A 15,542-nucleotide genomic window follows, 5' to 3' on the forward strand; every position below is an offset into this window, starting at 1 on the left:
TTAAAAATTTCTTCATTCATTTAAAAATAAATAAGTTATCACCAACAGTATTTACTTTTTAAAACTCTTTTTTTCCAAGTACTTACTAATAAAATATTTTTTTACTACTTTGTTAAAAGGGTTTTTATTTTATTCCAAATTTTTTCCGAAGCTAAAGTTGGTTCTTTTCCAACTACAATATCAAACCATTTTTTTCCTTCTGAAACATTTGATAGCTTCTCATCTAAAATGGCTTTTACAATAGCTGTTAAATCTTTTTTGTCGTGTACAAATAAAGCTGCTTCTTTGGAAGGCATGGAACGAAAATGAATGTATTTATAATTTTGACCAATATCGCGAATTCCTTTTTTTAGCTGTGGCTGCTCGTAATCAAAGAACAAGCATGAATTATTATGTGCAACAAAATCAAAAACCATTGAAGAAGCTATGTTGCCTACAAATTCCGTGTGCTCACAAATATTTGCTTGTAGGGCAAAATCTTCTTTTGTTGGCATAATTTCGTTCCATGTTTTTCCTATGGGACGCCATAAAGGATCTATGGAAACGATAACGTCTTTATATTTATCTAATATTTTTTGATATCTATCTGTAAAATCTACAGGGCATTTACGATATATAATCCCCAGATTATATCCTTGTTGGTTCAATTCTTTAACCGATATTGCTAAGTCTTCTAAATAATATTGATCCAATGGTGATGTTACGATATCATCTCCAGAGAAGCAAATGTATTTTTTTTCTAAATCTAAATGATGTGTCTTATAAAAATCTTCTTTTGATTGCAATAAACTCGGATCAAAATGGCTTTCAAATTGTGGTGTTCCAGTAACCAAAACTTGTTCTGGTTTTACATAAGGACAGTATTGAAGCAATTCGTTTTTCATGTAATCGCTCCAAACAAAATAATAGTCTGGTTCTATTAAGGTTGTTGCTTTAGGCAAATTATCCCAAGAAAATATAAAACTAGCTGTAGGTATTCCTAAATCCTGTGCTGCTAAAATAGGTGCTATGGCTTGCGTAGGTCTAGGATTGGTACAAAAAATAAAATCGGGTTTTTGTTCTTGTAGTTGCTTTTTGGAATATTGGTATTTTTCAGTTGTTCGTTCTAATTTTTTTATTTTTTCTCGAATTGTTTTTATGCCTTTTTCATTGGATTTAGTGGCTACTAAAAAATCGACGTATAAACTTTTAAAGGCATTTTTGAATCCTTTATAGGATTGTGGGAAATTATAGGTATTGTATACTGTTTCTTTAAACTTTTTATCAAATAAATTCAACTCGGATCTTTTCCTGGCTCTTGTAAAAACAGTAGTTAATGGATGTAATTTATTATTGGTAATTTTTATTTCTTCATATCCTATTTCTTTTTTGATATCAAAAGGGGTATTGTTCCAATATACAATTTCAAATCCTAAATCTTTTCCTATTTGATTAAAATTTGTAAGTGCAAAATTTCGCAGACCAACCCCATCTGGTAGAAGAATAAATATTTTTTTTTGTGACATAAATGTCTTTTTTAAGCTTTTTTAAATTTTAATTTATCTCTTTGGATTTGTTCTATTGGTAAAATGTCTTGTTCTTTATAAGACAATGCTTTATGAACGGCTTTTAGATCTCTTGCTAATTTTCGCATTCCTTCTGGCTCTAAAGATGCTGCATGGTCGGTTCCTTTCCATGTTCTATCTAATGTATAATGACGCTCAATCACATTTGCTCCTAGAGTAAAAGCGGCTATATCTACAGCAATTCCTAAATGATGTCCTGAAAAACCAATATGTTTTACTTTATCCTCGTATTTTTGGATTAACAAATTAATATCTAAAAGACAAACATCTTCAAATGGGACAGGGTATCCTGATGTACAATTATATAATACAAGATCTTTATTTCTATTTTTTTCTACAAAATAATTCACTAAAGAATCTACCTCATCCTTTGTGGTCATTCCTGTTGAAATATGTATTTCTCCTTTGTAGTTATCACACAACCATTGTAGCATTTCAAAATTATTATTACATGCGGATGGTATTTTTATAAACTCTGGTTGTAGAGAAGCTATTTCTTTAGCGGATGTAGTATCCCATACAGAGGTAGAATATACGATTCCTAATTCTTCGCAATATTTTTTTAATTCGGCATGTTGATGTACATCAAATTCTAAAAATTCCCTATGGGCTCCATAAGTATCGCCATAAGAATTTATAGGATTGGGATGTGGTGAATTGTATTGTTCTTCGGTTAGGAGTTCTTTGTTGTTTCGTTTTTGAAATTTTACGGCATCTACATTACAATATACTTTTGCCATTTTTATAAGTTCTTTGGCAATTTCTATTTTTCCTTTATGATTACATCCTATTTCAGCAATTACATAGGGTTTTTTAAATATCATATCTTTTATTGTATTTCATTATCCATTCACAGGTTTCTCTGATAGCTCCTTCAGAAGAATTTTGATTTAAAATGATGTCTGCATTATTTTTAAGCGTTACCGTGGCGTTTTGTGGCGTAAAAGACCACCCAACGGAACAAATACAGGTTAAATCATTTACATCATCTCCTACATAAGCTATATTTCCAAAACTAGTATTTTTATTTAAAACAAAATCTTTTAATAATGAAAATTTATCTTTTACTCCTAAAAAAAGATTTTTAATTTGTAATTTTTTCATTCTTTCTTCTACTAGTTTGGAATTTTCAGAGGTTATTACAACAACCTCAACGCCATTTTGCCTAAGAATTTCTAAACCCATTCCATCACGCATATCAAATTTTTTCATTAATTCGCCTTCTTTTCCGTAGTATACACATCCATCAGTAAAGACTCCATCAACATCTAGCACTAAATAATCTATTCTTTTTTGTTCTTTTAGTTGTTTTTGTCTTTTTGCTAAAAGCATTTCTACTATTTCCCAATCTGTTAAGCTGTCGATTTCTGTTAATGATTCTTCTGGCATTTCAACTACTGCTATCTTACCGCTTATTCTATTATTAGATTGCAGAAATTCTTTTTTTGTAGTGGCATATATTGCGCCATTTTCTATTAAGACTCCTTCAAAATCTTGTCTTCTAGGTCTTTTAAATATATCATAATTCTGGGCTTCACCTTCGTTAGACCAAATGAATCGGTGTGTTTTAACCACACTTAAAGCGGCATCATAATTTTCATTGAGTTTATTTAAAACCTTATTAATATCATTGGATGTTGTAAATGGTGATGTTGCTTGTAATAAGCACAATATATCAAAATCGTAATTAATTTTTTCTGCTAATTCTTTTATGGCACTTTCTGTTGATGCGGTATCGTTTGCATTTTCAGCACTTCTTAAAAGGGGATATACTTTATTTGTCCAAGTGTATTCTTTTTCGATGAATGCTAGTATTTCTTCATCATCTGTAAAAACAAAAATCTTATCTAATTCGGAAAAAATTGCTTCTGTTAACACCCAACAAAAGAGAGGCCGTCCAAGCATTTTTTTTTTGTTTTTTCCTTCGATTCCTTTTGATCCTTTACGTAAAGGTATAATGCCTATTTTTTTCATATTTAAAATTTATTTTTTACACATCTGATTTAAAAAACCACTTAATTCCCTTGTAAAAATAGTGGCTCCCATCTTATTCAAATGCGATTCATCGTAAAAATACAATTTGTTTTGATAAACAGAATTTGTTGTATCGTAAACAAAAAACTTAGAATTATTAAGAGCCAAATCACGTATTCTATTTTCAAAAGCGCTACTATGTGCTGCAAAATTGGGTGAAAAGACAAAAACTACTTGAATATTATTAACCACACATTGTTTTAGGATAGATTGATAAGCTGTATTTTTAATTAATGATTCTCTAGCAATGGAATAGGGGCTAATTTCATATTTATATTTCATTATGAGCTTAGGATTTTTAAAATTAACTGGCATAGAACCACAAGGAAGTATGGAATCAAATTTTGTGGGCTTACGTTCTAAAGTAAAATTAGTTTTATTCAGTCGCGACAAACACATGAACCAAGATGTAAAATTACGATCTCCTCTATTAATTAATTCTTGATTTATGTAGTTATATTTCACTAATGGATACAATCTATCCAAACGATACGTTATAGAAGTTGTTGGAATTAACTCAAATGGCTCATCGACTGAAAAAATGATAGTTTTAGGCTTCTTATTATACTTTAATAATGTTTTTAAAATAAAATTATGGAACTCTACGTCTGAACCTGGAAAAGCAATATTATAAGCCGATTGTCCTGTTTCTTTTTCTATTTGACTTGCAATGATATTCATTGCACCACGTGAAGATCCTAAAACAATAATATCTTTATTAATTTTCCCTTGTAGGAGTAATTCAATTCGGTTATCTACTTGATAGTTAGGCGACAGATGGATAAATACATAAAAAAGCTTGTCAATTATAAAAAAAACAGCTGCAAATAGAAACAACTTACGTAAAAACTTTTTCATGCTAAAATTGAAAATAAATAAATTTTTGTTCTTTGGTTCCTAAAATAAAAATAGCGATTAACAAAACCATATAAAATGACCAACGAAAAGCTTTAGACCAATTGAATCCAAAAGTAGCTAGAGCATAATCATTTTTCCTTCCAATCCACTCTATAGTCATAAAAACAAAAATAAGTACTATCATATTTTTTGGTCTTACCTCTGGAAGGCTCAACAATTGTCTGGTAAATATAGATCTTATGTATTGAAGAGCGTGTGTTAAATTATTAGCCCTAAAAAATATCCAAGCAAAAACGGTTAACATAAAAGTAACTGCCATAGCTAAAAACTCTCTAATGGAAGGGAGAGTACCCTCTTCTGCTACTATGTTAATATTATTTCTATTTTTATTAGACAACAACAAGGGTAAAAAGTAAATGGCATTTAACAATCCCCAAATAATAAAGGTCCAATTAGCACCATGCCAAAATCCACTAACTAAAAATATGGCAAAAGTATTGCGAATTTGCATCCATTTTCCTCCTTTACTTCCCCCTAATGGTATGTACAAATAATCTTTAAACCAAGACGACAAGGAGATATGCCAACGACGCCAAAACTCGGCTATATCTCTTGAAAAATAGGGAAATGAAAAATTCTTTAACAATTCAATACCAAATAATCTTGAAGTTCCTAGAGCAATATCCGAATAGCCTGAAAAATCACCATAAATTTGAAACGTAAAAAATAATGCGCCCATAACTAGTGTACTCCCCGAATAGATCTCAGAATTATTAAAGATTAAATTAGCATACTCAGCACAATTATCTGCGATTACAATCTTTTTAAATAAACCCCATAGAATTTGCCGCAAACCATCTACAGCTTGCGCATAACCAAACTTACGTTCTTTTTTTATTTGAGGTAATAAATGGGTAGCTCGCTCAATTGGTCCAGCAACCAAAAGTGGAAAATAAGATACAAAAACGGAATAGGCAACAAAATTTTTCTCCGCAGAAATTCTTCTTTTATACACATCAATTACATAAGAAAGTCCGTGAAAAGTGTAAAAGGAAATACCAACAGGTAAAATTATATTTAAAGACCAACTGTTAATCTGAATTCCAAAGGCTCGAAACAAATCAGAAAAAGAACTGGAAAAAAAATTAAAATACTTGAATACACCTAGAAAACCAAGATTAATACCAATACTCAACCAAAACCAAAACTTTCTCCTCCTTTTCGAATTACTTCTTTCAATTTGGATTGCAGAATAATAATCCAAAAGAGTAGAAAATACAAGTAAAAAAAGAAAACGCCAATCCCAACGAGAATAAAAATAATAACTGGCCACTAATAACAATAAATTTTGCCACTTTAAACTTTTTGAAGCAAAGAACCAATACAAAATAAATATGAGTAAAAAAAATAAAGAAAAATCTATAGAATTAAACAACATAAACTAATAAGATAAAGATTGGAGTGTTCTAACTTTTTGTAAAAGAGTGTCAGCAACGGGCTTTCTAAATTTTTTTTTCTCTCTATAATGAACAAAAATATGATTTAATGCTTGAACATACAACTTCAAATAAGTCGCATCTTTAAGACCATACTTTTTAAGATTATGAAACAAAAACTTCAATATGGGAAGTAAAGGCTTCCGATAATAGTTTAAAAAAATAAAAAAGGTGTTTTGCAATTGCTTTTGAAAACGGTAATAATTCTTTCCTTGTTTTTTTCTCTTAATAAGATCTACCCGATGATTTACTATGATTTGATTGGTATACCATATTTCATAACCTAAATTTAATACTTCTAAGGAGAGACAGGTTTCTTCTCCATAAATATCGATCCATACAGGAAATCCTTTTGTTTTTTCATAAACTGATTTTTTTATGGCAAATCCGCATCCTATAAATTCATTTGTTTCGTACCATTGAACAGGTTCTTGATAGGAATCTAGGGCAGCTTGATCCGTTTTAAAGATCCCTTTTACTTCCTTAAACGCCAATATTCCAATAACTGAAGTTGTAAACAAAGCTCGTATTTGTTCCTTGTAATTCGTTGAAATCAAATGAGCGTCATCATCTAATCCAATTAAATATTTACCCATGGCATGAGGGTATAAAAAAGCTCTGGCAGGTGAAGCTGATATTCGTGTTTTACCAGAGTACCACTTTACCCATGAAAATTCTTCTTTTAACGTTTCTGTTTCAGGACAAGCATCAATATAAACTAAAACTTCGTCATTTTTTAGATCAATGGCTTGTTTTAGAATTGATAACGTTTTGCTTAGATCATCAGTACGATTATGTGTTACTATGAGGTACGAGAACTCCATTCATTTGATATTTGAAGATACAAATCTACTATTTTTGACTTAAGAAAGACTCTATCATAATGGTAATTAGCATTGACTATATTTATTTCTTGGGCTTTTTTACGCAACTGAAGATCTTGTAATGCTTGTAAAATTAAATTAGCTATTTCTTGCTCATTTTTTGGATCTTGAATTAAAAATCCATTTTGTCCATTTTGAATCACTTCTTCTGTTACACCTCCTGGGTTTGACTGTATGGGAAAAGCTCCCATTCCCATTGCTTCTAGAAGAGCATTGGGCATACCATCAGACAAACTATTGGCTAAATGTAGTGCACTTTTCCCCATATAATCTAACAAAATGGCATTGGGTATATATTTTTTTCTGGCGAAAATTTGCACTTTTTCTTGATTAAATAACGGTTTTGACTGCAAATAATTTACAACAACAGCATCTGCACTGTATACTAACAAATTATATTTTTTGAATAGAGTTGGAATGTATTTTTCTATAGATTTCAATATAACCAGGGCTTTCCCTACTCCATCTTCATATCCTTTTACCATTATAGTTGTTCTATTTTCAACAGCCAGGATGGATTCTTTAGGATAGTCAATTCCTCCATTACCTGGATAAATACCTAAAAAATTGGATTTAAAACCTAGTTGTAACGCTTTTCCATAGTCTCTACCACAATCTGTTATTAAATAATCTACTCTATTTAAAAATTGTTGTACAAAAGAAGTGTCAAGTCCTAGACGTTCGTATTGAAATAAATCACTCCCCCATGAGGAATATACTAAAGGAATGGTCTTGTTTTTTTTTAATACGGAAAAGACAGGATGCCCTGCTAATTGCATTTCAAATACATGAATAATATCAGGTTGTATTTTATTGATTAGCTGCGAAAAAACAGTAGTTACCGATCGCTCATTTTTTTTTTGAATGGTGAAATAAAAACTTGGCAAATATTTTTTAATTTTTTGTCGAAATGGATAGTTCCATTTCATTTTCCAACCTGGATATTGTTTTACCCAACTAATTTTATCTGAAAACCCTGCACCATCTGTAATATCAAACCAATGTACTTCATAGCCTGTTTCTTTCAATTGATTAGTCCATTGAAAAAAATGATGATTGGGTATGGCGACTAAAAGTATTTTCATCCGACTAATTTAAAAGTTTTTGATAAGCCTCATTAAATTGTTGAATTGAAAAATGAGCCCGCGCATATTTTCTACAATTATTACTTAATTCTTGTATTAATGAAGGCTGCTTAATTAAATGACATAAATGTGTAACTAAATTTGCTATAATTTTATCTTCTTCTAATTCATCTATTAAATATCCCGTAATACCATTTTTAATATGAGAATCAACACCCCCAACATTTGTGGTGACAGGAATACAACCAAAACTCATCCCTTCCATAAAAACCATCGGAAAACCTTCATAAACAGAAGTCAATACTAAAATTGAGGTGGAAGCATAAACATCATTTAAAATTTTGGTATCGTGTATATCTCCTAATAGGACAACACCATGACTTTCTATGATTTTTTGATTTGATATAGTTCCACTTCCTGCCATAAAAAATTGTACTTCTGGAAACTGTTGACGAACATTTTGAGCTGTTTTTAAAAAAATCTCAGGTCTTTTTTCTTCTGACCATCTTCCTATAAATCCAATTCTAATTAATTCCTTCTTTATTTTAAGATCAGGATTAGGTAAAATTACTCCATTTGAAATAATTTGAATACGCTCTTGTAATGAATCTACTCCAGCAATTTTATAATAACATAATACCGTATTCAATGCCTCTTGATTAATGACAATTCTATGATCTATATACGGAGCAGACTCTACAACTAATGACGCTCTATAATCATCATAACTAAAGGCATGGAACAAGTCCAATCGCTTAATATGAGTTGAAATTGATGGTAAAAGTTCATAAAAATAGTCGGAATTAGCCCCAAATACTTTTTTAAGTGAGGTACTGGTATTTATTTTTTTTAACAAATATTTATTCAAAATCAAATTCAGTCGAACATTTCTTTTATTTAAAATAGAATTCAATTCTACATAATTTGCATAGGAACTAAAAGATGGTAATAAAGCTTTTGTTGCTGATGCTTTAGTAAAAATGACTAATATTTTTTTTTGTGCAAGAGCAGCTACAATAGAAGAATGAACACGCTCAGCTCCTCCAGTATGGTAATACGGAAAAAAGAACACTATTTCTACTTCATTCCATACAGAATTTAACTTTCGTGTTAAGCGTATAAAGTGTAAATAGCCTTGAATTAATTTCAGTATTTGTTTAACTTTATGCATTCGTTTTTACTGCTCTACAGCATACCATAGTATCTCCCTCTAAAAGAAGAATTTCTTCTACTTTAAGTGAGGTATATTTTTCTATTACATTCTTCAAGGTAAATGGACTGAACCAATAATTATGATCTGGGTGAACTATTTCTATAAACGAATCATCTTCGTAATGGTTGCGTTTTATATGACGCTTAGAAAAACAATTTGGTGCGGTAATGTAAAACGTTTGAGCGTTTACACTTTCTATTCCTTCTAAAAAAGTTCTAACATTATCTACATGTTCAATAGTTTCTGGAACTATACATATATCGTAACGATTCTCTTTTAAATCGTTAAAATTAGAAAAATAGGGTTGATCTACGTGAGCTTTTAAATGCTCAAGTCCTTCTACATCTACATCAAAACCATGAATAGATCGAGTTACTTTTGACAGAAAAATATGTAAATTATATTCTGGTTTAAAAATGGGCCAATCATTACATCCGAAATGAATTATATCTTTTCCATCACATATTTGCTTGAAAAATTCAAATCGGTTTTCTATACTCTTTTTATTTACATATTGTACCCAAAAACCATCAATTCTTTGGTACATGGGTAATTCTTTAACAAAGATTTTTTTGTATAGTTTTTTTAATTCGTTAATCATAATCATTTCCCAATAAAATTAAATATTTGTTCTCGGGTTAATCCTTTTTTTTGTAGTATATATCGGGTAACTCTTGTCTTTTTTAAAATTCGTTTAAACAAAATTTGTTTCAAATAAAAAGCTATTCTAGTTCTTTTAAGCATTGGTAAGTGGGTATAAGAACGATACCTGATAACTTCTTGATATAATGAGTCAAAACGTTTTTGCATCCATGGCTCATATATATTTCCTAAGTGAAAAGCAAAATTGTCATCAGTTGATAAACGATACCCATCATTTTTTAAAACGGGTAAGTCTGTATATTTATACTCACTATCTCCCAAAATTTTGTAAATACTGTTTTCTTTGGGTAAATTTTGAAATACTTCGCGTTTGTAGGTAGCGCAAAAATGAGGACATCCTACTACTGCTTTTACTCCATTGGTAGCATGTAATTTTAGAATGGTATCTTTCCATGTGGGTTCTAGCCATAACCATCCTAAACTTTTGGCAAACATTTCCAATTCCTCTTCGTTAGTCACGGATTCAAATTGTAATTTTGAACTAAAAAAATAATCAAACCAAATATTATGGGTAAGTTCAAAATGCTTTCTAAAAACAGGAACTGGACTAACGGCCCCTGCTTTTGGGAAAGATTCAAATATTTTTACTACTTGTTCTTCCCATCTGTTTTGAAACAATACATCAGCATCGGTAATAGTAATCAATCGTTCTTCTGTTGTTCGTAAAGCTTTCAAAATACTGTTTATTTTGCCAATTCCTTCTCTTTCTATTATTAATTCATCTATAGATCCTTTGGAATATAAAATACTTAAACGCTGATTAATCAGTACTGAACTGCCATTGCTTATCACTGAAATCTTTAAAGGTGAATAAGCTGTTTTACGAACGGAATGTAAACAAATTTCAAATATTCGAAAAGCATCTTTGTAATAGTCTTCTTCATGTGGAATATGTAAAGGAATTATGACACGATGATCACAAGCAGTTCGTTCCACCAGTTTCCCTATTTTTGTGGGATTATCTCCTAAACGCATATTAATTAGGTTTTTTATAAAAGGCTGTCAATTTAGCTATCCCTTCCTCTAAAGTTATCAAATCTTTATTTAATATGGAAAGCATTTTTGAATTATCGGGACATCTTCTGGCCATATCTCCTTCTGGCAGAGCGGGTAAGAATACTATTTTACTTGAAGATTGTGTATGCTTAATAATTTCTTCTGCTAAAGACAAAATTGTTTGTTCTTTATGACTTCCAATATTAATGACATCGTTCATACAAAGTCCTTCATTTAATATTTTTACGCAAGTTGTAATATTATCATCTACATAACAAAAAGAACGGGTTTGCATTCCGTCTCCATAGATATAAATGGGTTCATTCTTTAATGCGGCTTTGACAAATCGGGTAATTACAAAATCTTCGCTCTGATTAGGTCCATAGGTGTTAAAAAATCTAAAAATAGTATAATTTAACCCGTATTCTTGTTGATAGGACTTAAAAAAGGCTTCCCCTACATTTTTTACAATAGCATAAGGTAATCTTGAGTTTAATGGTGTAGTTTTTTCATTTTGAGGAATTTCAAAAGGTTCTCCATATACCTCTGAAGAGCTTGAAAAAAATACACGCTCAACACCTGAATTTTTAGACAAACTCAAAATATTTTTAATTCCTTCAATATCTTCTAGAACAGAAATTGGATTAGCTAATGTGCGTTTTACCCCTACTACAGCTGCATAATGAAAAACATAATTAAAATTATATCGTCCAAAAATGGGTACGATATCGTTGTATATATTACAATTGGCTTTAATAAACTTCACATTTTCTTTTTGTGGAATTTTATGCAATGAACCCGTAGATAAGTTATCTATAATAACTATATAATTTGAGTTGTCTTCTGCTAGTTTACTTGCTAAAGCACTCCCTACATTTCCTGCTCCTCCGGTAATTAAAATATGTGTCATTTATTGTTTTATTTTGACTTATTATTTACTTTAAAACTCTAAAAATAGAAATAAAAATGAATTACTCATAAGATTTTTATTCCTTTAAAAAAGAAGATTTATTTTTATTTTCTATTTTTTGTAATTCTTTTAGTATTTTACTTGATGTAGTTCCATCTCCATAAGGATTCACAGGTAAAACCTCTCCTTGAAATTTATCCAATAATTCAATTGCTTTTTCAACAATTAATTTTTTGTTTGTTCCTACTAAAAATGAAATTCCCGCCTTAACACCTTCTGTTCGTTCTGTAAAAGTTCGAGTAACTAGAACAGGCTTTCCCAAAGTAGGAGCTTCTTCTTGTATACCTCCTGAGTCTGAAATTATCATAAAAGATTGTTCCATTAACCAAATAAACAATGGGTATTCCGCAGGTTCAATTAGTAGAATATTTTCTTTTTTTTCTAATAAAGATGTTACAGGAACTAGAACTTTTGGATTTAGATGAACTGGATATACAATTTGAACATCTGCCCTTTTTGCTAAGGTGAGTAATGCTTCGCAAATCTGAACTAATCCTTTACCAAAATTTTCCCTTCTATGCCCAGTAACTAATATCATTTTCTTAGTAGGATCTAATTGCTCTTTTAGTTTAGATATAGCCTCATTTTCATATCCTATTTTGATTTTATTTACCGCCCACTTCAAAGCATCAATTACAGTATTACCTACTTCAAAAACAGCTTCTGGGTTAATAAGTTCTCGTTGTAAATTTGAAACCGATTGAGAAGTAGGAGCAAAATGATAATCCGCAAGCTTAGCCGTTAATTGTCTATTCAATTCCTCTGGAAATGGAAAATATTTATGAAAAGTTCTTAACCCAGCTTCCACATGTCCTATTTTAATTTGTTTATGAAAAGCCGCTAATGCCACTATTGAGGAAGTTGTTGTATCTCCATGTACTAACACCAAATCAGGTTTCACTTCATCTAAAACAGGATCAATATGTAATAATATTTTGGCACATAATTGATTCAAACTTTGGTTAGGTGACATCAAATTTAAATCATAGTCAGGTATAATTTCAAAAAAATCTAACACTTGATCTAACATTTGTCTATGTTGTGCCGTTACACATACTTTTACATCAAACGCTTCTTCTTTTAACACATGATATAAAGGTGCCATTTTAATAGCTTCTGGCCTAGTCCCAAAACAAATTAAAATTTTCATCACTTTTTTTTATTCGTTACAAGAATACTTATATTTTATCAATTTTTCTGAACAAATCTAAGTTTTCTACCTAAATATTTCCTTCTTTTTTATTTTACAATTATTTTAAAACAAATAATTAATAGCCTATTGAAAATTTCAAATCTTCATTCATATTTTTAAACAAATGCAAATACTTCAAAATTCTATATCTTGAAAAACAGTGACTCTATTGAAATTTAAAAAATATGTTATTAAAATAATCTCATTCAAAAGCTAAAAATTTGATTAAAAAGGAATAGCTTAACTTATCATCAATTTAAATATAAAAATATGATAAAATACGAAGAGATTTCTACTTTCTCACTTTCAAAAACAGTCAATAACATATCTCTTTATACAAATTTATTTTATTAAGAAGCAATCAAATAAGTATTACAAACTAAGCTAGAGATATAGAAAAGATTAATTATTGTATTTTATCCATCTTTTAATATATTTTTTAATCTTTTCACTTAATGGCTTCTTATAGGTTGTTAACTTTTGCCACATTTTAATTTTTTCAACCCAAACATCATCCAACCAAACTTGTAAATAAGCCAAAGAATATCCTGAATCAATAAATTCCTTTGCTTGAGAAACCAATGTAGTACTGTAAATATGAAATGCAGGAGATTCTGTATTTACAAAAATATCAAAATCCATTACTGCTGCACGTGTACAAAAATGTTTGTCTTCTCCTAACCAAGTCATATTTTTTATAGGTTGGAATCGAACACCTGATTCTAATATTTTTCGAGTCAATAAAGTACAAGCCCCTGTAAAACCTACTTCATAAGTTCCTGGTATTATATACGTCATCATACGTTCTAACGAATTCCCCTCTTTATCCCAACAATTAGGCATATAAGAAGCTGCGTACGAAAAATGTGTCCAAAATATCTCTGCAACAAAATCTTTTTTAGCTTGAAATAAATTAATAATTGTTTTTGGATGCAGGACTAAATCAGCATCCACAAAAAATAAATAATCATAATCTTGATTTAAAAAATATCGAATCGCGCTATCTTTTATCAAAGTAATTCGATCGTATAAATCTAATTCCCAACGTTCTTTCCTATCTTTAGTATCTGGTTCTAGACCAAAAACAGCATTCAATAACAAAGCATTATCTTGTTTAGATACAAATTCATTTAATATAAAAGTACTTTGAGGATCAAGGTTGTCATCAAAGAAAGAAAAAGTAAATTCAAAATCAGCAATCTCTAAATCTAACAATGAGCGGAGATGAAGTCTAACGATTTCATTTGGCTTTCTAATAGGAGAAAAAAGTAATATTTTCGTTTTCATTCTATTTGAATTACAGTTTTTGAATAGACCAGTACTGTGGCAGAATATGCACTCCATGAAGTCTGGACTTAAACTCTTTTTTTATCTGATATTCTTCACTCTTTATTACTTCAAAGTACAACAGTTTGTCTAATATCACGCATTTAGATTCAACAATTGCATCCATAACAATAATAGAAATAAAATACTTACTTGGCACATAATTAATATTTGAAAAATTACAAACAATTTGAAAAAAACCATCTTCTTGAATCTTCACTTCTTCTGCCATAAGGTAAGTTGAGCCTGTAGTCAAAATTTTATCTTCATAATTATAAATTTTATATTCTACAATCAAAGAACCTCTAAATCCTTTTGATTCTAAACACATTACAACTTTAACATCTCTATTAAAACCTACCAAATCAACACTTTCGAAAGATTCATTGGCAACGTAAGAATCTATTACGACTAAATTTTCGTCAAACGTCTCCAATGGAAAATTTATATGAGAATTATGTGTTACTTTTAAGTATTCGGATATAATAAAATCCGTATCTCCGATCATTTTAATAGTTCCATGTTCTAATAAAATAACTTTTTTACAAAGTTTTTTAATCGTAGACATATCATGACTAACAAAAAGAACCGTTCTCCCTTCTCCTTTAGAAATATCTTGCATTTTTCCAATAGCTTTCTTTTGAAACTCTGCATCTCCTACAGCTAACACCTCATCTATAATTAGAATTTCAGGTTCTAAAAAAGCTGCCACAGCAAAGGCTAACCGAACGGTCATCCCACTACTATAGCGCTTAGTAGGAGTATCTATATAACGTTCACATCCACTAAAATCAATGATCTGGTCTATTTTAGAATTGATTTCTGCTTTGGTCATTCCTAAAATAGCTCCATTTAAATAAATATTTTCACGTCCCGTAAGTTCTGGATTAAATCCTGTTCCAACTTCTAACAAAGATGCGATTCTTCCTCTCGATTTAATAACTCCGGTTGAAGGTGTTGTAACTTTAGACAAAATCTTTAAAAGAGTAGATTTTCCTGCTCCATTTTTACCAATTATCCCTAATACTTCTCCTCTCTCTACCTCAAAATTAATATCTTTTAACGCCCAAACATAATCACTTTTCCCTTTAATTGTTCTATCATTTGATTCTCCAACTTTTAAATAAGGATCTTCTTTTCCTCTTATTTTATGCCACCAACGATTAATATCATGACTTAAGGTACCTGTTCCTATAACCCCCAAACGATATTGCTTAGAAATGTTTTCGACACGTAATATTATATCTTTTTTCTTCATTT

The 15,542-nt window shown here is 30.1% G+C and carries 14 protein-coding genes; all 14 read right to left on the reverse strand.

What is annotated here, in order from left to right:
- Positions 1-104: 104 nt before the first annotated feature.
- The 14 genes from HUE53_RS03485 to HUE53_RS03550 all read right to left on the reverse strand — a co-directional run bounded on the left by HUE53_RS03485 (position 105) and on the right by HUE53_RS03550 (position 15,540).
- On the reverse strand, positions 105-1,505 hold the full coding sequence (locus HUE53_RS03485) for a glycosyltransferase family protein (RefSeq protein ID WP_138425747.1): 1,401 nt from the start codon (positions 1,503-1,505) through the stop codon (positions 105-107).
- 11 nt (positions 1,506-1,516) lie between these two features.
- Positions 1,517-2,389: an N-acetylneuraminate synthase family protein gene (locus HUE53_RS03490; protein ID WP_014166582.1), complete on the reverse strand. Its 873-nt coding sequence runs from the start codon at positions 2,387-2,389 to the stop codon at positions 1,517-1,519.
- Entirely contained in the window at positions 2,379-3,539 is a 1,161-nt protein-coding gene (locus HUE53_RS03495; protein WP_065213331.1) for an acylneuraminate cytidylyltransferase, read from the reverse strand. The genes HUE53_RS03490 and HUE53_RS03495 overlap by 11 nt, the downstream gene beginning before the upstream one ends.
- 9 nt (positions 3,540-3,548) lie before the next feature.
- Positions 3,549-4,457 carry a hypothetical protein gene (locus HUE53_RS03500; RefSeq protein WP_041253291.1) on the reverse strand — a complete coding sequence of 303 codons (909 nt, stop codon included), beginning with the start codon at positions 4,455-4,457 and terminating at the stop codon, positions 3,549-3,551.
- A gap of 1 nt (position 4,458) precedes the next feature.
- Entirely contained in the window at positions 4,459-5,895 is a 1,437-nt protein-coding gene (locus tag HUE53_RS03505) for an MBOAT family O-acyltransferase (protein ID WP_014166581.1), read from the reverse strand.
- Between the two features lie 3 nt (positions 5,896-5,898).
- Positions 5,899-6,777 (reverse strand): glycosyltransferase family 2 protein, encoded by an 879-nt coding sequence (locus HUE53_RS03510; RefSeq protein WP_014166580.1) that lies wholly within the window; start codon positions 6,775-6,777, stop codon positions 5,899-5,901.
- Positions 6,756-7,922, reverse strand: coding sequence for a glycosyltransferase family 4 protein (locus HUE53_RS03515; RefSeq protein ID WP_192188714.1), 1,167 nt, complete (start codon positions 7,920-7,922; stop codon positions 6,756-6,758). The genes HUE53_RS03510 and HUE53_RS03515 overlap by 22 nt, the downstream gene beginning before the upstream one ends.
- Positions 7,923-7,926: 4 nt before the next feature.
- Entirely contained in the window at positions 7,927-9,093 is a 1,167-nt protein-coding gene (locus HUE53_RS03520; protein ID WP_077225990.1) for a glycosyltransferase family 4 protein, read from the reverse strand.
- A complete protein-coding gene (locus HUE53_RS03525) occupies positions 9,086-9,736 on the reverse strand; it encodes a methyltransferase domain-containing protein (protein WP_041253290.1) in 651 nt (216 codons plus the stop codon). The genes HUE53_RS03520 and HUE53_RS03525 overlap by 8 nt, the downstream gene beginning before the upstream one ends.
- A 2-nt stretch (positions 9,737-9,738) precedes the next feature.
- Entirely contained in the window at positions 9,739-10,773 is a 1,035-nt protein-coding gene (locus HUE53_RS03530) for a glycosyltransferase family A protein (protein ID WP_014166576.1), read from the reverse strand.
- 1 nt (position 10,774) lies between these two features.
- Positions 10,775-11,704 (reverse strand): NAD-dependent epimerase/dehydratase family protein, encoded by a 930-nt coding sequence (locus HUE53_RS03535; RefSeq protein ID WP_014166575.1) that lies wholly within the window; start codon positions 11,702-11,704, stop codon positions 10,775-10,777.
- Positions 11,705-11,780: 76 nt separating this feature from the next.
- Positions 11,781-12,914, reverse strand: coding sequence for a non-hydrolyzing UDP-N-acetylglucosamine 2-epimerase (gene wecB / locus HUE53_RS03540; RefSeq protein ID WP_014166574.1), 1,134 nt, complete (start codon positions 12,912-12,914; stop codon positions 11,781-11,783).
- A gap of 444 nt (positions 12,915-13,358) precedes the next feature.
- A complete protein-coding gene (locus HUE53_RS03545) occupies positions 13,359-14,243 on the reverse strand; it encodes a hypothetical protein (protein WP_014166573.1) in 885 nt (294 codons plus the stop codon).
- A 10-nt stretch (positions 14,244-14,253) separates the two neighbouring features.
- Positions 14,254-15,540, reverse strand: a complete 1,287-nt coding sequence (locus tag HUE53_RS03550) for an ABC transporter ATP-binding protein (protein ID WP_014166572.1) — start codon at positions 15,538-15,540, stop codon at positions 14,254-14,256.
- Positions 15,541-15,542: the final 2 nt, after the last annotated feature.

Source organism: Flavobacterium columnare, assembly GCF_014844295.1.
In the GTDB taxonomy this organism is placed as follows: Bacteria; Bacteroidota; Bacteroidia; order Flavobacteriales; family Flavobacteriaceae; genus Flavobacterium; species Flavobacterium columnare.